Here is a 23,681-nt window from a genome sequence, read left to right as displayed (position 1 = left end):
AAAGAAATAGAAAACTATAATGTTATGGACATTATCTATTAGGGAGAGGCCAATGAAGAAAAATGATATTGCAACCACACTAGGGTTAGTTGCTGCGGTAGTATTCTTTTTATTTGGTATTTTATCAAATGCAGGTTTTGCTGGGCTCGTCAACTTTATCGATATTCCTTCTTTTTTTATAGTAATTGGTGGGACAACGGGTGCGTTACTAACGGCTTTTACTTTACCAGAATTAAAAAACTTGTTTAAAGTAGTTAAGCAGGCATTTAGCCAACATGAGCAAGATTTAGAAGGGTTAATTAAGATCTTTGTAAATCTTTCAGATCGTGCTCGCCGTGAAGGATTACTTGCGTTAGAAGCGGAAATGGAAAATGTTGACGATGAATTTATTAAAAAAGGTGTTTTGCTAGCTGTAGACGGGATTGAGCCAGATGTCATTAATGATATTATGAGCGCCGAAATTACAGCGATGGAGGATCGTCATAAAATTGGACGAGCTATCGTCGAAAAAGCTGGTGAACTTGCACCAGCTTGGGGGATGATTGGGACACTTGTTGGATTGATTCTGATGCTGAAAAATTTAAATGATCCATCTACATTAGGTCCTAGTATGGCAATTGCAATCATAACTACTTTATATGGATCATTAGTTGCCAATGTTATATGTATTCCATTAGCTAGTAAACTAGCAGCTAGAACAGAAAAAGAGGTATTTTTAAAGCAAATTGTTATAGAGGGTGTAATTGGTGTTCAATCAGGACAAAACCCGAAAATTTTAGAAGAAAAATTGAGTGCGTTCCTACCAGCAAATGCTCGTCAAAAAGACGATGATGATGCGGAGGAGGAGACTGCGAATGAAGCTTAGAAAAAAGACTGAAAAAAGGTCCGGTTCTGCCGCATGGATGACGACCTTTTCTGATATGACGATGTTGATTCTAGTGTTTTTTATATTACTTTTCTCAATGTCGCAAATTGATTTAGTGAAATTCGAAGCAATTGCAGAATCATTTAAAAAAAGCACATTAAACTTTGATGGTTATCCATCAGTGATTAAAAATCCGAAGCCATCTGAAAACCCAAAAATTTCTAAATCAAACCAAGAAAATGAGGAAGAGCAGGAAGAAAATCAAGATAATAATAATCAACAGGGTGGTTCTGAATCAGATTCATTACAGCAGTTAATGGCTGAAGTCAATAAGTTTTTAGAAGAAAATGGGTTAACCGAAGTAATATCTGCTAATCGTGAAGAACGTGGAGTTGTATTGGTTCTTCAAGAAAAGGTATTATTTGCTAGTGGGAATGCAGAGCTATTGCCTGCAGCATACCCGTTTTTGGATAAAGTGGGAACATTGCTAAATAGTGTGCCAAATCCTATAAAAGTTGAAGGACATACAGATAATCGTCCGATTTCGACCTATCGTTTTCCTTCAAACTGGGAGCTTTCTACAGCAAGGGCCGCTAGTGTTGTCCGTTATCTTGAAGCGAATCATAATCTTGAAAAAACCCGTTTTTACGTAGTTGGATATGGAGAAACGAGACCTATTGTTGACAATACAGGCCCAGAAAATTGGGCGAAAAATCGCCGTGTTGAAATTGTAATTTCCGACCCTAAATATGTCGAAACAATTTCGGCAGACATGCCGGCTGAGATGACGAATGATAGTGCTGAGCAACAATAAACAGGTTGTCCTTTGTATAATAGGACAACCTGTCTTACTATGTGCTTACATGTTTGAAATTATAATACAATGTCTTTGTTAGATTTACGAATGTGCAGTAAAGCCCTTGCTAGTGTTTGGGAGTTTTTCTCCGTAATTTCTGCTTTTCTAGGGATAGGTGGATATAAATTATCAGGATCTTCCCAAGTTGGAATTAACTTCACTGGTGAAAGCGCTTGCCATTTATCTAACCATTCATTAGGAAGCTGCCCCTTCGCTATATGATCTAATTGCCCTGTCATTTCTAGCCAAATCATTGACCAAGCTCTAGGAACTACACGCCAATGATCATAGCCACCGCCACCGACTGCGATCCATTTTCCACCGCAATACTCGTGAGCAATTTGGTGAGCAAGCTTTGGAATTTCACGATAAATCTTAATCGTCGCCGATAGGTGTGTCAAAGGATCTAAATAATGAGAATCGACACCATTTTGGGTTAGTATCACATCTGGTTTAAAAAATTCTGCTATTTGGCGAAAGGATGTTATGTAGCAATCAAGCCAAGACTCGTCTTCAGTGAAGGCATCTACCGGAATATTAAAGGCAGTACCGTAACCTGCTCCTTGTCCTTTTTCATTAACATTACCTGTTCCAGGAAATAAATATCTTCCTGTTTCATGAATTGAAAATGTGCAAACGGTTGGGTCGTCGTAAAACGACCATTGGACACCATCACCATGATGGGCGTCTGTATCGATATATAATACTCTTGCCCCATACTTTTCTTGCATATATTTTATAGCAATAGAGCTATCATTATAAATGCAAAAACCTGAAGCCTTTCCACGAAAACCATGATGAAGCCCCCCGCCTAAATTTAAAGCATGGTCAGCTTTTCCTTCCATTACAAGGTCAACTGCAGTTAAAGTTCCGCCTACTAGGAAAGCACTTGCTTCATGCATATTTGCAAAGACTGGAACATCTTCAGTACCAAGTCCGTAGTTTTGAGCTACTTCTTCAGATAGTTCACCTTGCCCTGCTTTTTTCACAGCCTCGATATAGCTAGAATCATGAATTAAGGCGATTTCCTCATCGGTAGCCATCCTTGGCGGGATGATGTCATCGTCATTAAGAGCACCAGACATTTTTAATAAATCTGTTGTAAGCTGCACTCTTCTCTGGTTAAAAGGATGGTCATCATTAAATTTATAGCTTTGAAACTCTTCCGAAAACACATAGTAACTATTCATTTTCATGAGGAAACACCCGGAAGATTAGGCCACAACACCGTATAGCCGCGTTTTTTAAGTCCTTCAATAACCTTCACAGGATTCATTGTTTGCACACGGAATAATAATAATTTTCGAGACGAATCTTTTTTATCTGGATAAACGAGAACACTAATAATGTTTACATTCTTTTCACAAAAAACCTGGGCCACCTCAGCAAGCATTCCAAGCTTGTTGTCAACTTGAATCTCAATTAACGAGCTAGGTTGATCAGCCCCCATTACTTTTACTAAAGTATGGAGCATATCTGTTTCTGTTACGATTCCAACTAACTTACCTTCTGATTCTATTGGCAAACAACCGATCTTATGCTCATAAAAAATAGCAGAGACCTCTTCTACAAAATCTAATGGATGTCCAGTGATGACCTCTTCTGTCATAATACTTGCAATTGGCTTTTGTAGATCCTCAATATGTTCCTCTGAATGGAAAATTGACGGACTGACATCGCGAATGTCCCGATCTGTAACAATTCCGATAACATGAAAGTTTTCATCTACAATTGGGATATGTCGAATTCGTTTCGTTTGAATATACTCACAAGCTTTAGCAATCGTTTCATGCGGTCTCATTGTAATTAAGTTCGTATTCATAATTTCCTCGATAATCATGAAATCTCCCCCTTTTTGAAAAATAAGTAAAGCTATTGAAAATTAATACATGTATCTATTTAAAAATCTTAGCTGATCAAACTTTTGAACAGATTCTTGATCAACCCTAGCTCCAATCCGTGCCATTAAACAATTTGCTGGATGGGAGCTGATCTCAGGATCATCAGTAGCATAATAAACAAGTCCACCGGCATTCATCATTTTTTCCATTACCTTTCGATAGTCCCAAACGTTAAGACCGGTACCTTTCAAGTCCCAATGCCAATAATACTCTGTTGTAATGATAATATAGTCCTCCATCGCATCGTCCATCATTGAAACACGTAAAAGATTTTGACCAACACCACAGCCACGAAATTTAGGAATTACTTCGATTGCACCAAGCTCTATTAAATTATCGATATTTCCTTCTGACCATCTTTCTAATGGATCTGGATATAAGTACGTTACATATCCTACTATTGTATTTTCGTCTCTTGCTATTATGATCCTCCCCTCTGGTAATCTAGCAATTTCTACAATTGCTTTATGTTGATCTCGTGGTTGACGAAAAGCTACTAAATCTTCATGAAAATGATAGTTTGCTAATAAGTCAGCCTCAACAGGGCCTTCAATCATTAAAGGGCCAGCTTTTGTATGTATTTCTTTGGCGTAGTATGTTTTTTTGTGTTCCATTAAGTCACCACCATAAAATAGGTTGTATAAATAATTATGAATATTTAAACTAAGATCTATTATACATGAAATAATAGGCTGGTAGACAATGCAAAAAATAATTTATGACATATTTTTATAAGGAAATTGAAAAATCTGAATATTTATATTATACTATAACCATTCTACAAATATAAGGGGGAGAAAGTTAGATGAAAATGGAAACGCTTTCTGCATTACAGGGGGACTATAATTTAAAGAATTATGACGAGGTTTATGCTTCGTTCGACTGGAAAGACGTCGAAAAAAACTTTAGCTGGTCAGAAACTGGACGAGTTAATATTGCATATGAAGCAATCGATCGTCATGCATTATCCGATAAGAAAGATAAAATTGCCTTGCATTATCGTGATGCAAATAGGATCGAAAAGTATAGCTATAAGGAAATGATGGAGCGCTCTAATCAGGCAGGGAATGTATTAAAGAATGCTGCTGGTGTTGTGAAGGGGGACCGTGTGTTTGTATTTATGCCACGTTCACCAGAGCTTTACTTCGTCGTTCTCGGTGCTATTAAATTAGGTGCAATTGTTGGACCATTATTTGAAGCATTTATGGAGGGAGCTGTCCGCGATCGCCTTGAAGATAGTGGCGCTAAGGTTATCGTAACTACACCTGAATTGTTAGGACGTGTTCCTTTTGCTGAATTACCATTATTAGAAAAAGTCATTGTTGTGGGAGACAATGTAAAAGAAGAAGGTAAAATTATCGAGTTTAATAATCGGATGGCAGAAGCTAGTATTGAGCTTCAAATTGAGTGGGTTGACCGTGAGGACGGCCATCTGTTGCATTATACTTCAGGATCTACTGGTAAGCCAAAAGGCGTTCTTCATGTTCATAATGCCATGATTCAACAATATCAAACGGCAAAATGGATACTAGATTTAAAAGATGATGATATATACTGGTGTACAGCCGATCCAGGTTGGGTAACTGGTACTTCTTACGGTATGTTTGGGCCATGGCTTAATGGTGTAACAAACGTTATTGTAGGTGGACGTTTCAAACCGGAAGCGTGGTATCAAGTACTCCAAGACTATCGTGTTACTGTTTGGTATAGTGCACCAACAGCATTTAGAATGCTAATGGGTGCTGGCGATGAAATAATTAAACAATTCGATTTATCATCATTACGCCATGTTTTAAGTGTTGGTGAGCCGTTAAATCCAGAGGTTGTTCGTTGGGGACACAAAGTATTTGGATTAAGAATTCATGATAACTGGTGGATGACAGAAACTGGAGCACAATTAATTTCAAATTATCCTTGTATGGATATTCGCCCAGGATCAATGGGTAAGCCGATACCAGGTGTAGTTGCAGCAATTGTAGATGACCAAGGTAATGAGCTTCCACCATTACGCATGGGCAATCTTGCAATTAAAAAAGGTTGGCCATCAATGATGAGACAAATTTGGGGCAATCCAGAAAAATACGAATCATATTTCATAGCAAATGATTGGTATGTATCTGGTGACTCAGCATATATGGATGAAGATGGTTATTTCTGGTTCCAAGGACGTGTTGACGACGTTATCATGACAGCAGGAGAGCGTGTTGGACCATTTGAGGTAGAGAGTAAACTCGTTGAGCATCCGGCGATTGCTGAGGCTGGTGTTATTGGTAAACCGGATCCAGTTCGTGGGGAAATTATAAAGGCATTTATTGCACTTCGTGACGGCTATGAGCAAAGTGATGAATTAAAAGAGGAAATTCGTAACTTTGTAAAAACAGGCTTAGCTGCACATGCTGCACCTCGCGAAATAGAATTTAGAGATAAGCTTCCAAAAACGCGAAGCGGTAAGATTATGAGACGAGTGCTTAAAGCATGGGAGCTTGACTTGCCAACTGGAGACCTTTCAACAATGGAAGACTAATTATAAAGATAGTAAAGAACCCTTGAACATTTTTTGTTCAAGGGTTTTCTAGTACTTGAAGCAATTTTAACTATTTTAAACATATTGGAATAAGAAAATATCGAACCCACGGACTTTTCTATTTTATAAGTATTTAATTAAATAATATTTTTTCTTGCCACGGCGAATGATTGTAAACTGATTTTCAATCCGGTCTGTTTTAGTAATAGTATGGTCAAGATCAGTCGCTCTTTCTCCATTAATATAGATTGCTCCACTGCTTATATCTTCACGAGCTTGGCGTTTTGACGGAGAAATTTTACTCTCAACTAATAAATCAAGTAAACCAATTTCATCCTGTGGACATTCAAATGATGGGACATCTTTAAAGCCTTGTTTGATTTCTTCAGCTGTTAATTGTTTAATATCACCACTGAACAAAGCTTCAGATATTCTAATCGCTTGTTGTAGAGCATCCTCACCATGAACTAGTTTTGTAACCTCTTCTGCCAATCGTTTTTGCGCAACTCGTTTTTCAGGTGCTAATTCAACCTCTTTCTCCAAGCTATCAATCTCTTCCTGAGATAAAAATGTAAAATATTTTAAAAACTTTACGACGTCTCGATCATCAGTATTAATTAAAAATTGATAAAATTCATATGGTGATGTTTTTTCACGATCCAGCCAAATCGCGCCACCTTCACTCTTACCAAACTTCGTGCCATCACTTTTTGTGACAAGTGGAATCGTGAACCCATATGCTTTCGCATCTTCATCTGTTGATTTACGTATTAATTCAAGACCAGCTGTAATATTTCCCCATTGATCGCTTCCGCCAATTTGCAAGCGGCAATTTTCATTTTTATATAAGGTTAAAAAATCATATGATTGGAGGATCATATAACTAAATTCTGTGAATGAAATTCCTGATTGAATTCGAGATTCAACGGAATCCTTTGCAAGCATATAATTTAGTCCGAAATTTTTTCCGATATCTCTAAGGAAGGTAATCACACTTAAATTTCCAGTCCAATCATAGTTATTCACCATTTTTGCGGCATTTTCTCCGTCAAAATTGAGGAATTGGGCGAGCTGATTTTTAATACGCTCGCTCCATTGTTGAACAATTTCTGTTTCATTTAAGGTACGTTCTGCTTTTTTTCCACTAGGATCACCAATTAAACCTGTTGCTCCTCCTACTAATGCTAACGGTTTGTGACCAGCTAATTGGAAGCGGCGTAAAGTTAAGACTGTTAGTAAATGGCCAATATGTAAGCTGTCGGCAGTTGGATCGAAACCGCAATATAGTGTTATTTGTCCACTTTCTAGCTCATTTTCAAGTCCTTCTTCATCTGTTATTTGATTTACTAAACCTCGGTATTGTAAATCCTTTAATAAATCCATACAAGTTTCACTCCTTATTAAGATTAGGTTCTGTCAAAGTTTTAAAAATTCTTCACTGTACTGTAACTCAGCTAATACAAAAAACGTCCTACAAATAGGGACGAATATAATTCGCGGTACCACCCTATTTGAAGAACGTTTATTTCTTCCACTTAAATCGGATAACGGCCAAAACCGTTTGCTAGTACTAAGAAAAGGGAGATGCGGATCTCAAAGGATAAACTGCTCTGTTCCTAACAAATGCTCAAGGATGTAATTCATGTCTATTTTTGTGCTGACTTCCACCAGTCGTCAGCTCTCTAGTAACAGGGAAATAAACACTACTTCTTCCTCTCAAAGCTATAAAATATTAAATTCAACACAATATAATAAAGATTTAACACAAAATCCTTCAAAAAGTCAAATTTAAATTTGACAATCGTTAACTATCATATTAAAGATAAAGTGTTTATGCTATAATAATCCTGTCTTAGGGGGATTGAGTATGAATTTTAATAAGAAAAATTTTGTAAAAGTAGCAAGAATATTTACGAAAGTTTCATGGAATTTGGTCCTTATATTTATCACATTTTGTTTAATGGGAGTATTCTTCGCTGGCGGTGTAGGAGCAGGCTATTTTGCGTCCCTTGTTAAGGATGAGCCTATAAGAAGCTATGATAGTATGAAGAAGGATATTTATAACTATGAGGAGACAACAGAGCTTTATTTTAAAGATGAAATTTATTTAGGAAAGCTCCGCTCTGATATTGATCGTGAGGAAATAAAATTAGCTGATGTTTCTGAACATGTAATTAACGGAATTATTGCCACAGAGGATGAGAACTTTCGTGAGCATTCTGGTGTTGTACCGAAAGCTATTCTACGTGCTATAATACAAGAATTTACGAATTCAGCCGTTAAAACGGGTGGTAGTACAATTACGCAGCAATTAATTAAGAATCAAATTTTAACAAATGAAGTATCTTTTGAACGGAAAGCAAAGGAAATTATGATTGCGCTTCGTTTGGAGCGATTTTTTGACAAGGATGAAATCATTGAAGCATATTTAAATGTTGTGCCGTTTGGTCGCAACTCTTCCGGACGAAATATTGCCGGAATTCAAACCGCTGCCCAGGGTATTTTTGGTGTAGATGCAAGTGAATTAAATCTTCCCCAGGCTGCTTATATAGCTGGATTACCACAGAGTCCTTCTGCATATACACCATTCACGACCAATGGGGAGATAAAAGAGGATATTGAACCAAGTCTGAATAGAATGAAGACCGTTTTAAATAGAATGCTTATTGCTGGGTATATTACTGAAAAGGAATATAATGAAGCACTTGCCTATGATATAAAAGGGAATTTAGCTCCACCTAAACAGAGTCCAGTACAAAATTATCCGTGGGTAACATTTGAAATTGAAGATCGTGCAAAGGAAATCATCATGAAAATTCTAGCAGAACAGGATGGTTATTCTGATGAAGATTTGAAGAATGATGATAACCTTTATAATGAGTATTATATGAAGGCAGATAAAAACCTAAGGCAAAATGGCTATAGAATTTATTCAACGATCGATAAAGAAATATATGATAAAATGCAGGAAGTAAAAAATGATTTTCAGTATTATGGCAGTGATAAATCTGAGAAAGTTATCGATCCGGAAACAGGTGAAACAACTAAAATAATGGAACCTGTCGAAGTAGGTGCGATTTTAATTGACAATAAAACAGGTGCAATTATAAGCTTTGTTGGCGGTCGTGATTATGAACGAAAGAACCTAAATCATGCTACAAAAGGATATCGCTCGAATGGATCAACAATGAAACCGCTTCTCGTTTATGCGCCAGCAATTGAACTTGGACTTTATCATCCAGGTTCTGTAATACCCGATGTACCACTGAAAATAAAAGCTGGTCCAAGTATTTGGGAACCCAAAAACTATTCCAATGACTATAATGGCTTAATTTCAGCTAGATACGCTTTAGCAAAATCTTTTAATATTCCTGCTGCTAAAGTTTATTCGACGATTATTGATAGAAACCCTACGCAATATCTAGAGAAAATGGGTATTAGCACTTTAACAGAGGGAGATAAAAGTCATTTATCAATGTCGCTAGGTGGATTAGAAAAAGGAATTTCAGTTGAGGAAAATGTCAATGCATATGCAACTTTTGCAAATGGTGGAACGTTCGTAGATGCCTATATGATAGAAAAAATCGAGACAAAAGACGGTGAGCTTATTTATCAACACGAATCAAAACCTGTTGATGTATTTTCACCACAAACAGCCTATTTAATGATTGACATGATGCGAGATGTTATAACTTCTGGAACGGCTGCAGGATTACCAAGTAAAATGAAATTCAAATCTGATTGGGCTGGGAAAACAGGTACAGCACAGGATTATCATGATTCATGGTTAGTGGCAACGAATCCTAAAGTTACATTTGGAGTATGGATGGGTTATGACACACCTAAACCACTTGAACAAAGCTATAAGGGCTACTCATATGGCATACGCAACCAGATGATTTGGGCCGACCTAATGAACGCTGTTCATGATTTAAAGCCTGAATTGGTTGATACAACTGAAAGGTTTGCCATGCCTGGTGGAATTGTACGGAGATCATATTGTGCTGTTAGTGGGAAGCTTCCTTCTGAGCTTTGTGAAAAAGCTGGATTAATAAAAAGTGATCTTTTTAATGCGAAATTTGTTCCAAAAGAAGTTGATGACAGTTTAATTGAAGGGTCTTATATTGTCGTAGATGACAAATATTATAAGGTGCCTGATGGTTTTCCAGATGAGTTTGTCACAAAGGGGCTTATGATAAATCCAGAATATTTGGCTGCCAATGAATTAGCTGATTTAAAGGATATGTCACAGCTTTTTGGAAATAAAGAAGCTTGGGCTAATATCGTCATACCAGAAAAAGACGAAATCACTGATGATGGAAAAATTCCAGGGACAATCGTTGCGGTTTCTCTAAATGGTAATATTTTAACTTGGGAAAAGCACGCAGATACCGATATTGTAGGTTATCGGGTCTATCGCGCAAATAGTCCATTTGAAGCTTTTAGTAATGTTGCTAGTGTTCCGAAAACTTCGGAGCCTTCTTATACTATTTCAAATCCTAGCGCTATTTACTATGTAACTGCTGTCGATGTTCTAGGTAACGAATCTAGTCCTTCAATCGAAGTATCTACCAATGATTGGGATAGTTACGATCCAAATGATGAGATTCCGTTACCAGGTGAGGAGCCTAATTTTGAAGATAGTCTCGAGGATGATGAGGAATCCGAAGAGCCAGAAGATGAGCTGAAGATACCTGATCCATTGGATAACCTATAAAAAAGCAACGTTTGCAAAAATAAGAAAAAACCCTTGAACGAAAGTACAAGGGGTTTTTTTTCGTTATTTTGACCAAACTAATAATGTTTCTCTATTTTTTATCCACATTCATCCACATTAGGATGCACTTGAAAAAATAACTGCATGAATGGGGATTAAAGTAGTTCTCTTATTCCCCGTTCATTAAAACAAGACTAATAGAGGTGAGACATATGTCTGAAGAGAAATTTGATGCCATTATTGTTGGAGCGGGAATTGCTGGACTTGTAGCAGGTTATATATTGGCAAAAGAAGGTCAAGACGTACTTATTATTGAAAGAGGCAATTATCCAGGTAGCAAAAATATGACAGGTGGTCGTCTTTATACCCATAGTTTAGAAAAAATTATGCCAGACTTTGCGAAAGAAGCACCTGTTCAAAGAAAAATTATTCATGAAAAAATTAGTATGATGACTGAAGAAAGCGCATTTACAATCGATTACACTTCTCCTAAGCTTGGTGTCCAAGGCAAGGATTCATACTCTGTCATTAGAGGTGAATTCGACCAGTGGTTAGCAGAGAAAGCAGAGGAAGCTGGAGCACAAATTATTCCAGGCATCCGTGTTGATGATTTAATTAAGAGAGACGGAAAAGTATGTGGCGTTATTGCTGGTGAGGATGAGCTTGAAGCAGAAGTTGTTATAATTGCTGAAGGTGTTAATTCATTGCTTACACAAAAACTTGGCTTTAGAGGCGAATTGAAGCCTGATGAAGTTGCAGTTGGAGCAAAAGAAATTATTGCTTTACCAGAGAATGTAATCGAGGATCGCTTCCAATTAAACAGTGGAGAGGGAGCAGCTTGGTTATTTGTAGGTAGCCCTTCGGCTGGTCGTGTTGGTGGTGGCTTTCTATATACCAATAAATCAACGATTTCACTCGGAGTTGTTTGTACATTAGCCGATTTACACAAAGCAGAAAAGATTCTCCCACAAATGGTAGAGGATTTCAAATATCACCCGGCAATTAGTCCATTAATAAAAGATGGAAAAATGGTTGAGTATTCTGGACATCTTGTTCCAGAGGGTGGATTTAATATGATCCCAAAATTAGTTGGTGACGGCGTATTAGTTATTGGAGACGCAGCTGGTTTCTGTATTAATATTGGCTATGCAATAAGAGGAATGGATTTAGCTGTTACATCTGCTGAGTGTGCTGCCAAAGCAATAATCGAAGCAAAGGGAAAAGGCAATTACAGTGAAGCAACACTGACAAAATATAAACAACTATTAGACGAAAGCTATGTTATGAAGGATTTGAAATTATATAAGAACTTCCCACAATTCATGGAGACGGAAAGAATCTTTAATGAGTATCCAGTCATGATTACAAATATGATGGAAAGTATGTTTGTTATTGATGGCGACCCAAGTCAGCCACTTATGACTGCGATGAAGAAACATGTGAAAAAAGTTGGCATGAGAAATATTATCAAAGACGGAATTAAGGGAGTTAAATCTCTATGAAAGTAAATGTAGAGGAAAAACTCGGAGTCACTAAATTCAATGTTGATGAAGAAAATGCACATATTGTTTTGAAAAAAGAAGGTCAAGATACACCTGAGTATCGTAAAGAATTCGAAAAGCTTGTTATTGCATGTCCTGTAAACCTATACAAAATTAATGATGATGGTTCGTACAGATTTGACTATGCTGGCTGTGTAGAATGTGGTGCTTGCCGTGTGTTATGTGGTCACACCATCCTTGAGAAATGGGAATATCCAAAAGGAACGTTTGGAGTTGAATTTAGATACGGATGATATCTTCATCTAAGAACTTTCAGTGTAAAAAGGAGGAAACAGTAATGAAAATTCTTGTTTGTTATAAATGGGTTCCTGATGAGGTAGATATTGTCGTTGATCATGCTTCGAAAACGCTTAATATGGACAAAGTTAAATATAAAGTAAGTGAATATGACAGAAATGCGATTGAATTAGGTGTTTCTTTAAGCGAAAGAAATGGTTTTAATGTTGAATCTCTAACAGTTGGTACAGGTGTAAAAGCTTCTACTAAAGATGTTTTGGCAAGGGGTATTGAAAAAGCTTATTATGTGGAAACTACAGAGCTTGATAGCTCAGCATCTGCAAAGATAATTGCAGAAGCAGCAAAGAAAATCGGTGGCGTGGATTTAATCATTTGTGGAGAAGGTTCTGGTGACCAATATTCTCAACAAGTAGGACCACGTGTTGCTGCATTACTTGACTATCAATTAGTCACATATGTAGTTGCATTCACAGCAGATGGGGATGCATTTACAGCAGAACGTAAACTAGAGGATGGAATTGAAGTAGTGAAGGTCCAAGGTCCAACTGTTGTAACTGTCCTTTCTGATATTAATATTCCGCGCATTCCAGGTATGAAGCAAATTCTTGCAGCAAAGAAGAAACCATCTGATGAATTAACTGTAACGGACCTAGGCTTAAATGCAGACCAATTAGCAGGAGGCTTTAAGGTGACGCATGTTGGACCTTCTATTCAAGACCGTAAGCAAATTAGAATGAATGCCAATGGCGAAAGCGTGAAAGAAGCAGCATCGAGCCTTGTTCAACAATTGAAAGCTAATAAGGATATTTAATATAGGAAGGGCGTATTTGAAATGAAAAACATATGGGTAATTGCAGATGTTCCGGAACATGCTTATGAATTGTTATCAAAGGTTGCAACAGATGCTGATCAAGTTACAGCATTTGTTAATGGAGATGAATCAGTTGCCTCTGAATGTTTTGCTTATGGTGCAAAAATAGTTAAATTATTACCTATACGAGAGAATGCAATGTGGGAGCTATATGCAAAAGAAGTAGCCAATGAAGGTGAAAAAGTTCAACCTGAACTAATTCTAGTTGCAGCTACAAGAAGAGGGAAAACACTTGCAGCACAAGTAGCAGCTATATTAGATATCCCATGTGTAACTGAAAGTAAGTCACTTAATCTTGAGGGTGGAAAAGTAGTGGCAAAGAGAACAATCTTCGGTGGATTAGCAGAGAAGGAGTTAGAAGTAACAAGCCAATCGGTTGTTGTAACAGTTGCACCAGGCATATTTGAAAAGCAAAAGGTAGATAACCCGGCAAGCGGAGAAATCATAACAGTTGAAGCTTCTGCAACAAATGCTGTCGTCATAGAAAGGAAAGAGAAGGAAGCTTCTACTGTAAACTTAAGCCAAGCAAATGTAGTAATCGGTGTTGGTCGTGGCTTTGGCAAACAAGAGAATTTGAAATATGCAGAAGAATTAGCTTCGATTCTTGAAGGAGAAATTGGCTGTACGCGTCCAGTGACAGAAGATCTAAACTGGTATCCTGAAGAACGCTATATCGGTATTTCAGGTGTTGTTATTAAACCAAAACTATACTTAGCTGCTGGTATTTCAGGACAAATTCAACATGTATACGGAATCCGTGATTCAAAAACAATCGTTGCAGTTGATAAAAACGAAAATGCACCAATCTTTAAGTTTGCTGACTATTATATCGTTGGTGACATTGAAGAAGTCCTTTCAGAAATTATTCATGCCCTTAAATAAATAAGTGCATGAAGAGGGATTAAAGTTATTCATAGCATTTTAGGAGAAAGTGTCATAAATTACAGGAGGTGCCTTATGGATTACCAGAACGTTACACCAGAAATAATTGAGCAGTTTCAAAAAATTGCACCCGACCGGGTCAAAGTCAAGGATGAGATTAATGCCGATTTCAGTCATGATGAAATGCCTATATATGGGAAGAAGCTCCCAGATGTAGTGATCGATGTTACTAGTACAGAAGAGATTTCCGCAATCATGGAAATTTGCAACAAACATCATATTCCTGTCACACCTAGGGGGGCAGGAACAGGCTTAGTTGGTGGAGCCGTACCAGTATTGGGTGGAGTAGTACTCAATATGACTGAGATGAATCAGATATTGGAATATGATTTGGAAAATTTAGTTGTAAGAGTTCAGCCAGGCGTCTTATTAGCTAATCTTGCCGATGATGCCGAAAAGAAGGGGGTTATGTATGCGCCTGATCCGGGGGAACGGTTTGCTACATTAGGTGGTAATGTTTCCACAAATGCAGGAGGTATGCGGGCAGTCAAATATGGAACTACAAGAGAATCTGTTCGTGCCATGACTGTTGTACTACCAAATGGTGACGTCTGCAATTTCGGCTCCGCTGTTACCAAGAATAGTTCCGGGTATAGTTTACTCAATCTTATGATTGGATCAGAAGGAACCTTAGGGATCATCACAGAATTAACCTTGAAGCTGTTGCCTCAGCCAAAAGAATTCATGACACTGATTGTCCCTTATGAAAATATAGAAACATGTATCTCTACTGTTCCCAAAATCTTCATGAACCATCTGGCACCACAATCGATAGAGTTCATGGAACGGGATATTGTAGAGTCTTCTGAAAGGTACTTAGGAAAACAGGTATTTCCGAAAAATGTGAATGGCGTTGATGTGAACGCCTATCTTCTCGTGACATTTGATGCCTCCTCTGAGGATGAATTGGATGCAATGGTGGAGCGAGCAGGTGAAATGTTCTATGAAACCGAGGCGATTGATGTTTTAGTTGTGAATGAACCCCAATTGAAGAGAGAGGTCCGAGAAGCAAGAGGCTCCTTCTTAGAAGCTATCGAAAAGGAAACAGAATTATTAGATGAATGTGATGTCGTCGTGCCAATTAATAGGATCGCCCCGTATCTTACGTATATTAAATCTCTGGAAGAAGAGGTTGGTCTTACTATTAAGAGCTTTGGACATGCTGGAGATGGGAATCTCCATATCTATACTTGCAGCAATGAACTTGAAGAAGAGGAATTCAAACGCAGAGTTGATATTTTCATGAATCATGCTTACGATAAGGCCACAGAATTCGGTGGCCTAGTATCCGGTGAGCACGGCATCGGATTTGGAAAGATCGATTATCTGGAAAAATCGCTCGGTGAAACAAATATTCGATTGATGAAGGAGATTAAACAAGTATTTGATCCAAAAATGATTCTGAATCCAGGAAAGGTCTGTTACAAGCTATAAATAGAGGAGCTGCCTCAAAATAATAGTATATTGCACATTATTTTAAGAAGCAAAAACCAATGAAAAAACCCTCAAAACCTTTATTTATCAAGGGTTTGAGGGTTTTAAAATACTGAATCTACAAAGCGATGTTATTAACGTGAGTAGAACTCAACGATAAACGCTTCGTTAATTTCTGCAGGCATTTCAGAACGCTCTGGGAAGCGAGTGTAAGTACCTTCAAGCTTCTCAGCATCAAACGTTAGAAAATCTGGAACGAAGTTGTTAATTTCAATAGCTTCTTTAATGATATCTAGGTTTTGAGATTTTTCACGAACTGAAATTGTTTGTCCAGGTTTTACGCGGTATGATGGAATATCAACGCGTTTACCATTTACCATGATATGTCCATGGTTTACAAGCTGACGTGCTTGGCGACGAGTACGTGCAAGTCCACAACGATAAACTAAGTTATCAAGACGAGATTCTAAAAGGATCATGAAGTTTTCACCATGAATACCTTTCATTTTCCCAGCCTCACCAAATGTGTTACGGAATTGGCGCTCATTTACACCATACATATGACGAAGCTTTTGCTTCTCCTGTAATTGTAATCCGTATTCAGAAAGCTTTTTACGTTGATTCGGTCCATGTTGACCAGGCGCGTAAGGGCGCTTTTCTAATTCCTTCCCTGTTCCAGATAGTGAGATACCAAGACGACGAGACAATTTCCAAGATGGTCCAGTATAACGAGACATTGTTTTAGTTCCTCCTTCAAATGTTTTTATTTTGTAAAATAAAAACACAGACGTATGCACTTAAGATCATTTGTTCATTTTGTTTTCATGTATCCTCGCTCCAGCAGCAAAGAGTTACACGATACACCTCAGTTTTTAGAGGAACAAAATGAGACAAAAGCAAGCACACTCAGGCTGCTTTTATTTTACACACAACGATTATTATATTAATTTTCTACTGTAAAGTCAAGAACGGAATTATTAATTGTAATTTTAGCAAAAAAAAACTAGAATTTAAGATAATGCTGAATGTAAAAGTTGGGGGTACTATGAACAGAAGCTTAAATGATGAAACGAGCAAAGAACGCCGAATTCGCTTAGCATTACTAGGAATTGTTATCGTTATAGTGATGATATCTTTTTACTTTCAATCCCAGAAATTCGAACAAATAAATACTACGAATGAACTTGAGAATGATTTTAAACCACTTGTTTCTGTAATTAAGCAAACATCAGGTGAAGAAAACCCAATTGTTGTAGTTGTAAAAAAGCATGAAGGCAAACCTGTTTTAATCTTATATGAAATTCATATTACAGACCGTTACCGCTTTGAGACAATTGGTTCCCACGAATTAATGAATTATCCTGAAAAAATTTTCGCTGTAGACAATAGTGGATTTTGGATGAATAGTAATAAGGAATGGCGCTTTTTTGATTTGACCTTAAATTCTCGACCTCAAAATGCGGAAGAAGTTATAGTTTCTCATGAAAATTTGATTAAGTATGAAAGTTCAAAAAGCGAAAATAAAGTATTGGTAACTGTTTATTTAAAAGGAGAAAAAATGTGGACAGAAGGTTTTTCTGATGAACCTGCTTCGATTCATCCTTTATCATATAGCAATGACATTTGGCTAGTTGTTTTTCAAAATGATTTCGTCATATATGAAAGTAATTAACTAAACTACTACTATTTTCTTTTGTAAAATAAAAAATAGTAACCTAGAATTGTAAAAATTAATAGGAATATATAACTATTACGTTTATAATAAAAGTAATAATTATGAACGGCTGAAGGAAATTTGTATTTTTTGAAGGTGATTTTTTATATGACAAAGCCCGAAAATTTGCTATTAAATGAAAAAATAGAATTAAAAAGTTTCCTCTTTGATTTAATAACAGATGATCAAAATAAAACGAACTTTTCACATATGATTGAGCGATTAATCCGTTTTTTAAAGGATAAAACAGAAGCAGATTCTGTTGGATTATATTTATATAACAAGTGGAAGGATCGCTATATTTTAGAGCAATCTACGGAAGAGATTGATAAAAAATCAAGTAAATATTCTTTATTAAACGATCATTTAAAAGAAATCGAGGGGAATTATACCATTAAAGGTGATGTGCTTTCCCGAGCGTCACTGTGGGAAATTCCGCAAGGGAAAGCAGATCTTATTGTTCTGTTAAAAAAACAAGATAACAGAGCATTAAAATTTGGCTTTATATATTTTGAGTTTAACGAAGGTAGCCTTGCAAAATCATTGGTAGAATTTCTTGAATTGGTTGGGATAGAGGTTTCGCTTCTATTGGAAAGCTGGAAGAGATACTATGGATCTCTAAATGAAGATGAAAGATACGAGCAGTTATACCGTGTGACAGCCAAATTCCACTCGTCGATGGATATGGATGACGTACTTGGTGAAATTATTCATACGCTAAAGGAAGTATATCCTTCTTTTGATTGCTTGTTATTATTATCTCACGATAATTCCAGTCATCCTGAACTGCCTATTTGTGAGCTACAGTATGGATCAGAATCTGCTAATCAAGCAGCTGCTCAAGCCTATTTAACTGGGACGGTTCAATTTGAAGACTCATTACTAAATGGTAAATCCATTTTGTATGCCCCATTAAAAGGAAAGCAAGGAATTTATGGAGTTCTTCAAGTTACAGCTCCGAATACACATATGTTCCCGAAACAGGAAGTGGGGTTCATTGAGCTTCTTGCTAATACAGCAGGTAGTGCACTAGAAAATGCTCAACTTTATCAACAATCGAGAAGGTTAATATCTGATTTACAGTTGATCAATAAAACATCGCACCGGTTAAATTCAAATTTACGTTTAAATGAAACAATTAGTTTCATGACTGAACAAATTACGACGTCTTTTGATGCTGAGGAAATTGGTTTTATCATGTTCCTATCGGATGGAAAGTCTAGGGTTCTGGGTGGAAGCTCGGAGTATTTTCTTTCAGAAGATAGTCAACAACTTGTTGATTTTATTAATAAAAAAATAAAAAAAGAAAACGATGCGTTATTCATTGGTGACCTTACTTTAGATGAAAGTATTAATGAAAAAAAATACCGCTCCCTTATGGCGGTGCCGATGATTCAAAGTGATGCTTTAATTGGAGCGGTCTATGTATTAAATCAAAATCCATACCATTTTTCATTCGAAAAATTCAAATTACTTCAATCACTAATTCATCATTCCACTTTGGCTTTTACAAACTCAATGTTAAGGGAAGAATTAGAAAAAATGGTCATCACTGACCATTTAACGAAGCTTTACTCTCGAAATTATTTAGATGAGAAAATTCAGCAATCCATGAATTTTGATGCTTTAGGTGCATTTTTGATTATAGATATTGACAATTTTAAACTAGTCAATGACACATACGGTCACCAAATCGGTGATGAGGTCATTATTCAAGTTGCAAATATTATTAAACGGAGTGTTCGTGACCATGATATTGCGGCTAGATGGGGCGGCGAAGAACTAGCTATTTATCTTCCTAAAGCCTCGCTGGAAATCGGAATGATGGTAGCAAAGCGGTTAGTCAATCGAGTTGCCGCTGAAACCGATCCGAAAGTAACGATTTCATGCGGGATCTCATTCTGGACGAAGGAGCGCACGGATTCAGTTAAACGGCTATTTAACAGAGCTGATGAAGCGTTGTATAAGGCTAAACAATCCGGGAAAAACCGTGTCGTTATCTACGAGGAGAAAGTGGATTAAGAAAAAGAGATTGTCTATTTAGACAGTCTCTTTTCACATTATTCTAGGAGCTTCCACTTTTGTTCTTTTTCGACCGTAATCACCAATCTTCTTATATATCAATACGTTTGCACTATTTTTGTCGAGCGAATCTTAAAGGAATCGCCCTCTAGACGAAGAAAATATGTTCAAAGGGGTGATATAACGATGAAGGAAATGTCGATGACAAAACAAAAGGTTTTTGATGCGGCGCTTACTTTGTTTAATTCGAAGGGATATAACGGAACATCAGTACGAGAGATTGCGAAGCAGGCAAATGTAAACATTGCTTTAATTTCTTATTATTTCGATGGCAAAAAGGGTTTATTAGAACAATTAATGATCTATTTTTTAGAACAATATATCGCGATTTTAAGCCTTGTATTCTCAAAAAAAGACAGCATGTCTGCCAAAATGTGTTTGCAGGAAATCGTTAGGAATGTACTAATATTTGAAAGTGAAAATCACCAATTGGCAAGACTCGTGCATCGAGAAGTAACGGTAGATACAATATTAATTAGAGAAATTATGACGACCTATTTAACAAAGGAAAGATACATTTTGCAAACAATTATTGAAACAGGTATTCAAAACAAGGAATTTAAAAAGCTGCCAATTATGATTACGATTGCCCAATTAAAGGGCTTAATGACAATGCCGTATCTTCAACCACAATACATGGTTGAGGTATTACATATCAACCCCGTGGAACCATATTTCGTAACTAAATATTTTAACGAGATTGATCGTTGGATAGATGAAGTGCTTTGTTTGCAAAATGATAGGGTTGCGATTTCTCATCGAGCTGTAAATTAGAATCCAGTCGGTGATGAAAGTATGATCGAAGTAGATAATTTGTTAAATCCTTGCTTTAGGCCTTTTACGCTATGAGCATCTGAGCCATATACAAGAGGAATGCTCCGTTTAGCTGCTTCAGTAGCAATCCAATTAGGTGGATAGGGCTCAAGACATAAAGGTTTTATCGCACCTGCACCATTATAGTCTAAAGACATTTTTTTTTCACAAATTAAATCTAGAATAGCGAAAATATCCTCTTTAAAACTATTGCTGCAAGGGAATTTCTTTTGAAACTTACGGACTAACGTCATATGACCGATACGTTTAGGTTTATAGATTCCTAAATCGGCTTCGACCGACCTTTTGACGAGTTTATAATACTCTTGATAAACACGCTCAGTTGATCCGAATAAGGAAATGATTTTCTCAAATTCCTCATCACTAAAATCAAGACAAAAGTACTGATTTTCGAGTTTTAGGAAATGAACAGAGAGAATGCTGTCATCAAGAAATCGCCCAAATTTGTTAAGAAAATCTGTTGTTTCTTGTTCAAAATCGACAATATAATCGATTTCTAACCCTATATTGATTTTCAGCTTATTTTTATATTTTTGTTTAAGCATTTCTAGTTCCTCAATATATGCTTCTAAATGCACACGGTTCATGCCACTGTCCTTGTCAGGGGTGGGATCATTAAAGCCCTCTGGCAACGGGGCGTGCTCCGTAAAAGAAATCTCCCGAAAGCCATGTGCTAGGGCAGATTGGATATATTCTTCAAATGTATCTTGGCTACCGTGTGGACAATATGGTGAATGAATGTGTCCATCAAATTTCATAATTTTCCTCCAAACTTCCAAATTTCCTAAAAAAATTGGCGCAAAATTGTTGTTTACATGGTATCATAAAATCATTGAAAAGTGCATTATATTAAAGTTTATTTAAAATTCGCCTTCTGTCTTTATAGACATGTTCAGATTGTTTTATAATGATTAGTAGGGAGTAAGGAGGCAATTATGGAGTACTTATTAATATTTATTATAATTTTATTAGCAATAATCATATACGGGTTTGTGATGAGAAAGAAAATTTACAACGAAGTTGATAAGCTAGAGCACTGGAAAATTAATATAATGAACCGTCCTGTTACTGATGAAATTGCCAAAGTAAAACAATTGAACATGACCGGACAAACTGAGGAAAAATTCGAGGTTTGGCGAACGGCTTGGGATGAAATTATAACAAATGAATTGCCTGCTATAGAGGAACTGTTATTTGATGCTGAAGAAGCTGCAGATCGATACATGTTTAAAAAAGCAAATGGAATAAATAATAGTATCCGAATAAAACTACAGGAAATCGATGAGAAAATTGCTGGTATTTTAGCGGATTTACAGGAATTGGTAGGTAGCGAAGAAAGAAATAAAATAGAAATAGAAGAACTGAAGGGTATAATGAAACAGCATCGAAAACTTATGCTTACAGCTAGGCATACGTTCGGAAGTGCGATTATTAAATTAGAGCAAGAATTAGAAGAAATTACAAATAAATTTACAGAATTTGATGTAACCACACAAGGCGGAAATTACTTGGAAGCTCGTGAAATGGTGCTTGGAATCCGCTCGGAACTTGAAAGTTTAGGGCTAAAACTGATAGATTTGCCAAGGTTACTTAGTTTATGTCAAACTGAATTACCTTCGCAGATTCATGAGATTAGAAAAGGTCAGGCTGAAATGATTGAAGCAGGCTATGTGATTGATCATTTAGAAATAAATAAAGAACTTACTAAAATTGAGGGCGAGTTGAAATCATATTTAAGTAAGCTTGAACAAACCGAGATTGAGATTGTAAAAGAAGGAATTTCTGATATTCAGGACAGAATTGAACAAATTTATGATTGCTTAGAAAGAGAAGTTATCGCAAAGCACATTGTATCAAAAGAATATAATGGACTTGAGCCAATTATAAAAGATTGGCAGGAAAAGATGATACAGTCAAAACAAGAAACAGAAAGTGTCCAAGAAATCTATCATTTGAAGGATAAAGATATTGAAGACCAGCGTAAAATTGAAAAAAAGGTTGCGCAAATAACATTAAAATACGAAGAGTTAGTGAATAACTTTAAAGAAAATAATGAACCGGCAACAAAGCTACGTGATGATCTAGAGGAAATTAAGGATAGTATCGAAAGTGTTAATGATTTGTACATACAATTTACTGAAATGCTTCACACTTTGCGAAAAGATGAGCGAGAAGCAAAAGAAAAAATTATTAATATGAGGAAAACAATAATTGATTGCAAAAGCTTAATTAGGAATAACCACTTACCAGGACTTCCGGAAGCTTTAATAAGAGCTTTCGATACAGCAGAATCAAATTTAAGAGCAGTAGCTTTTAAGCTTGATGAAAATCCTTTAGATATGTATGCAGTTAATAATTTACTTGCTGAAGCAGAGGAAGCAGTTAATAAACTATATGAAAAAACAGAAGATACTGTTGAAAAGGCTATTTTAGTTGAAAAGGTCATTCAATATGGTAACCGCTATCGCAGCCAATATGCAATTTTAGCTGCAAAGCTTTCAGAAGCTGAGCATGTTTTCCGAATGTATGACTATGATTTGGCATTAGAACAAGCTGCAACAGCAATTGAAGAAATAGACCCTGATGCATTAAAAAAGTTAAATAAATTGGTAAAAACTCAGTAAAATAAATGTGACTTGAGCAAAATGGCGAGGTAAGCGCATAATTTATACCTTTTAATTTGGAAGAATGGAAATGATATATATGTCTAATGTGATCAAAACTGCTAATGATATTGATATTGTAGGCAAAGGATCTCCTCCCTTGCTACAAATAATAACTGTTGTTGTTATGGCCATCATTTGTATTTCTGTTTGGTCACTTGTAATCGTGCAATTAGTCATTGATTCCCCAGTAATCCAGGCTGAAAGGGCTGCTAATCGTATTATTGCTCTAGAGCATTTAACACAGCCAAATGCGCGAAATGACGTAGACACATCTGAATTTTTGAGGGAACGCAGTAATGAAAAATATATTGCTCATCATCAGGTCGAGCAGGTGGATGCAGATAAACAAATGTCAATTAGAATAGAAGGGTTAACAACGGAGGAATTGAAAAATATTTCGGAGAATAAAATAATCTCAATAGATACCCTACTTTATTCGCTTAATATAAGCAATATCACGATTGAGTAAACGAACG

20 protein-coding genes and 1 other annotated feature are annotated in these 23,681 nt (G+C 36.5%); of the genes, 14 read left to right on the top strand and 6 right to left on the bottom strand.

Annotation, left to right across the window (positions count from 1 at the left end):
• Positions 1-52: 52 nt before the first annotated feature.
• Both motP and motS read left to right on the top strand, forming a co-directional pair.
• A complete protein-coding gene (gene motP / locus D612_RS0114175; RefSeq protein WP_017756145.1) occupies positions 53-865 on the top strand; it encodes a flagellar motor protein MotP in 813 nt (270 codons plus the stop codon).
• Entirely contained in the window at positions 855-1,679 is an 825-nt protein-coding gene (motS, locus tag D612_RS0114170) for a flagellar motor protein MotS (RefSeq protein WP_017756144.1), read from the top strand. The genes motP and motS overlap by 11 nt, the downstream gene beginning before the upstream one ends.
• Before the next feature lie 59 nt (positions 1,680-1,738).
• Here motS and D612_RS0114165 read toward each other — a convergent pair whose 3' ends face one another.
• The 3 genes from D612_RS0114165 to D612_RS0114155 are packed head-to-tail and all read right to left on the bottom strand — an operon-like array spanning position 1,739 to position 4,236.
• Complete coding sequence (locus tag D612_RS0114165) at positions 1,739-2,917, bottom strand: acetoin utilization protein AcuC (RefSeq protein WP_017756143.1); 1,179 nt, start codon at positions 2,915-2,917, stop codon at positions 1,739-1,741.
• Positions 2,914-3,561, bottom strand: coding sequence for an acetoin utilization AcuB family protein (locus D612_RS0114160; protein WP_017756142.1), 648 nt, complete (start codon positions 3,559-3,561; stop codon positions 2,914-2,916). The genes D612_RS0114165 and D612_RS0114160 overlap by 4 nt, the downstream gene beginning before the upstream one ends.
• 42 nt (positions 3,562-3,603) lie before the next feature.
• On the bottom strand, positions 3,604-4,236 hold the full coding sequence (locus D612_RS0114155) for a GNAT family N-acetyltransferase (RefSeq protein ID WP_017756141.1): 633 nt from the start codon (positions 4,234-4,236) through the stop codon (positions 3,604-3,606).
• Between the two features lie 191 nt (positions 4,237-4,427).
• Between D612_RS0114155 and acsA the strand changes: the two genes are divergently transcribed.
• Positions 4,428-6,146: an acetate--CoA ligase gene (gene acsA, locus D612_RS0114150; RefSeq protein ID WP_017756140.1), complete on the top strand. Its 1,719-nt coding sequence runs from the start codon at positions 4,428-4,430 to the stop codon at positions 6,144-6,146.
• A gap of 123 nt (positions 6,147-6,269) precedes the next feature.
• Here the strand turns inward: acsA and tyrS are convergent, their stop codons facing one another.
• Positions 6,270-7,529, bottom strand: coding sequence for a tyrosine--tRNA ligase (gene tyrS / locus D612_RS0114145; RefSeq protein WP_017756139.1), 1,260 nt, complete (start codon positions 7,527-7,529; stop codon positions 6,270-6,272).
• Between the two features lie 93 nt (positions 7,530-7,622).
• Positions 7,623-7,875, bottom strand: a binding site (T-box leader).
• A gap of 138 nt (positions 7,876-8,013) precedes the next feature.
• On the opposite strand from tyrS, the gene D612_RS0114140 reads away from it, so the two are divergent.
• The 6 genes from D612_RS0114140 (at position 8,014) to D612_RS0114115 (ending at position 15,909) form a co-directional block, all read left to right on the top strand.
• Positions 8,014-10,863 carry a transglycosylase domain-containing protein gene (locus D612_RS0114140; protein WP_017756138.1) on the top strand — a complete coding sequence of 950 codons (2,850 nt, stop codon included), beginning with the start codon at positions 8,014-8,016 and terminating at the stop codon, positions 10,861-10,863.
• Between the two features lie 212 nt (positions 10,864-11,075).
• Positions 11,076-12,365: an FAD-dependent oxidoreductase gene (locus D612_RS0114135; protein ID WP_017756137.1), complete on the top strand. Its 1,290-nt coding sequence runs from the start codon at positions 11,076-11,078 to the stop codon at positions 12,363-12,365.
• Entirely contained in the window at positions 12,362-12,658 is a 297-nt protein-coding gene (locus D612_RS0114130) for a hypothetical protein (RefSeq protein WP_017756136.1), read from the top strand. Before D612_RS0114135 ends, D612_RS0114130 begins: the two co-directional genes overlap by 4 nt.
• A 44-nt stretch (positions 12,659-12,702) precedes the next feature.
• Positions 12,703-13,473 (top strand): electron transfer flavoprotein subunit beta/FixA family protein, encoded by a 771-nt coding sequence (locus D612_RS0114125; protein WP_017756135.1) that lies wholly within the window; start codon positions 12,703-12,705, stop codon positions 13,471-13,473.
• Positions 13,474-13,494: 21 nt separating this feature from the next.
• A complete protein-coding gene (locus D612_RS0114120; protein ID WP_017756134.1) occupies positions 13,495-14,415 on the top strand; it encodes an electron transfer flavoprotein subunit alpha/FixB family protein in 921 nt (306 codons plus the stop codon).
• Between the two features lie 75 nt (positions 14,416-14,490).
• A complete protein-coding gene (locus D612_RS0114115; RefSeq protein WP_017756133.1) occupies positions 14,491-15,909 on the top strand; it encodes an FAD-binding oxidoreductase in 1,419 nt (472 codons plus the stop codon).
• 134 nt (positions 15,910-16,043) lie between these two features.
• Here the strand turns inward: D612_RS0114115 and rpsD are convergent, their stop codons facing one another.
• A complete protein-coding gene (gene rpsD / locus D612_RS0114110; protein WP_017756132.1) occupies positions 16,044-16,646 on the bottom strand; it encodes a 30S ribosomal protein S4 in 603 nt (200 codons plus the stop codon).
• Between the two features lie 308 nt (positions 16,647-16,954).
• Between rpsD and D612_RS0114105 the strand changes: the two genes are divergently transcribed.
• From D612_RS0114105 to refZ, 3 genes are all read left to right on the top strand, one after another.
• On the top strand, positions 16,955-17,581 hold the full coding sequence (locus D612_RS0114105) for a hypothetical protein (protein WP_017756131.1): 627 nt from the start codon (positions 16,955-16,957) through the stop codon (positions 17,579-17,581).
• 150 nt (positions 17,582-17,731) lie between these two features.
• Positions 17,732-19,645 carry a sensor domain-containing diguanylate cyclase gene (locus tag D612_RS0114100; RefSeq protein ID WP_017756130.1) on the top strand — a complete coding sequence of 638 codons (1,914 nt, stop codon included), beginning with the start codon at positions 17,732-17,734 and terminating at the stop codon, positions 19,643-19,645.
• A gap of 195 nt (positions 19,646-19,840) precedes the next feature.
• Entirely contained in the window at positions 19,841-20,479 is a 639-nt protein-coding gene (gene refZ, locus D612_RS0114095) for a forespore capture DNA-binding protein RefZ (protein WP_026092519.1), read from the top strand.
• Here refZ and hisJ read toward each other — a convergent pair.
• Complete coding sequence (gene hisJ / locus D612_RS18405; protein ID WP_017756128.1) at positions 20,476-21,297, bottom strand: histidinol-phosphatase HisJ; 822 nt, start codon at positions 21,295-21,297, stop codon at positions 20,476-20,478. The two genes, refZ and hisJ, sit on opposite strands and share 4 nt — an antisense overlap.
• A 177-nt stretch (positions 21,298-21,474) precedes the next feature.
• Here hisJ and ezrA point away from each other — a divergent pair, with 177 nt between their 5' ends.
• Positions 21,475-23,163, top strand: coding sequence for a septation ring formation regulator EzrA (gene ezrA, locus D612_RS0114085; protein WP_017756127.1), 1,689 nt, complete (start codon positions 21,475-21,477; stop codon positions 23,161-23,163).
• A 70-nt stretch (positions 23,164-23,233) separates the two neighbouring features.
• Positions 23,234-23,674, top strand: coding sequence for a hypothetical protein (locus D612_RS0114080; protein ID WP_017756126.1), 441 nt, complete (start codon positions 23,234-23,236; stop codon positions 23,672-23,674).
• The last annotated feature ends 7 nt before the right edge of the window (positions 23,675-23,681 follow it).

The sequence above is a fragment of the Calidifontibacillus oryziterrae genome, from assembly GCF_000331575.1.
Taxonomy (GTDB): Bacteria; Bacillota; Bacilli; order Bacillales; family Bacillaceae_J; genus Calidifontibacillus_A; species Calidifontibacillus_A oryziterrae.
This window is presented reverse-complemented; position numbering and strand designations above follow the sequence as displayed.

Coding starts and splice junctions, on each gene's coding strand:
- motP (WP_017756145.1), top strand. CDS start 53: ATGAAGAAAAATGATATTGCAACCACACTAGGGTTAGTTGCTGCGGTA.
- motS (WP_017756144.1), top strand. CDS start 855: ATGAAGCTTAGAAAAAAGACTGAAAAAAGGTCCGGTTCTGCCGCATGG.
- D612_RS0114165 (WP_017756143.1), bottom strand. CDS start 2,917: ATGAAAATGAATAGTTACTATGTGTTTTCGGAAGAGTTTCAAAGCTAT.
- D612_RS0114160 (WP_017756142.1), bottom strand. CDS start 3,561: ATGATTATCGAGGAAATTATGAATACGAACTTAATTACAATGAGACCG.
- D612_RS0114155 (WP_017756141.1), bottom strand. CDS start 4,236: ATGGAACACAAAAAAACATACTACGCCAAAGAAATACATACAAAAGCT.
- acsA (WP_017756140.1), top strand. CDS start 4,428: ATGAAAATGGAAACGCTTTCTGCATTACAGGGGGACTATAATTTAAAG.
- tyrS (WP_017756139.1), bottom strand. CDS start 7,529: ATGGATTTATTAAAGGATTTACAATACCGAGGTTTAGTAAATCAAATA.
- D612_RS0114140 (WP_017756138.1), top strand. CDS start 8,014: ATGAATTTTAATAAGAAAAATTTTGTAAAAGTAGCAAGAATATTTACG.
- D612_RS0114135 (WP_017756137.1), top strand. CDS start 11,076: ATGTCTGAAGAGAAATTTGATGCCATTATTGTTGGAGCGGGAATTGCT.
- D612_RS0114130 (WP_017756136.1), top strand. CDS start 12,362: ATGAAAGTAAATGTAGAGGAAAAACTCGGAGTCACTAAATTCAATGTT.
- D612_RS0114125 (WP_017756135.1), top strand. CDS start 12,703: ATGAAAATTCTTGTTTGTTATAAATGGGTTCCTGATGAGGTAGATATT.
- D612_RS0114120 (WP_017756134.1), top strand. CDS start 13,495: ATGAAAAACATATGGGTAATTGCAGATGTTCCGGAACATGCTTATGAA.
- D612_RS0114115 (WP_017756133.1), top strand. CDS start 14,491: ATGGATTACCAGAACGTTACACCAGAAATAATTGAGCAGTTTCAAAAA.
- rpsD (WP_017756132.1), bottom strand. CDS start 16,646: ATGTCTCGTTATACTGGACCATCTTGGAAATTGTCTCGTCGTCTTGGT.
- D612_RS0114105 (WP_017756131.1), top strand. CDS start 16,955: ATGAACAGAAGCTTAAATGATGAAACGAGCAAAGAACGCCGAATTCGC.
- D612_RS0114100 (WP_017756130.1), top strand. CDS start 17,732: ATGACAAAGCCCGAAAATTTGCTATTAAATGAAAAAATAGAATTAAAA.
- refZ (WP_026092519.1), top strand. CDS start 19,841: ATGTCGATGACAAAACAAAAGGTTTTTGATGCGGCGCTTACTTTGTTT.
- hisJ (WP_017756128.1), bottom strand. CDS start 21,297: ATGAAATTTGATGGACACATTCATTCACCATATTGTCCACACGGTAGC.
- ezrA (WP_017756127.1), top strand. CDS start 21,475: ATGGAGTACTTATTAATATTTATTATAATTTTATTAGCAATAATCATA.
- D612_RS0114080 (WP_017756126.1), top strand. CDS start 23,234: ATGATATATATGTCTAATGTGATCAAAACTGCTAATGATATTGATATT.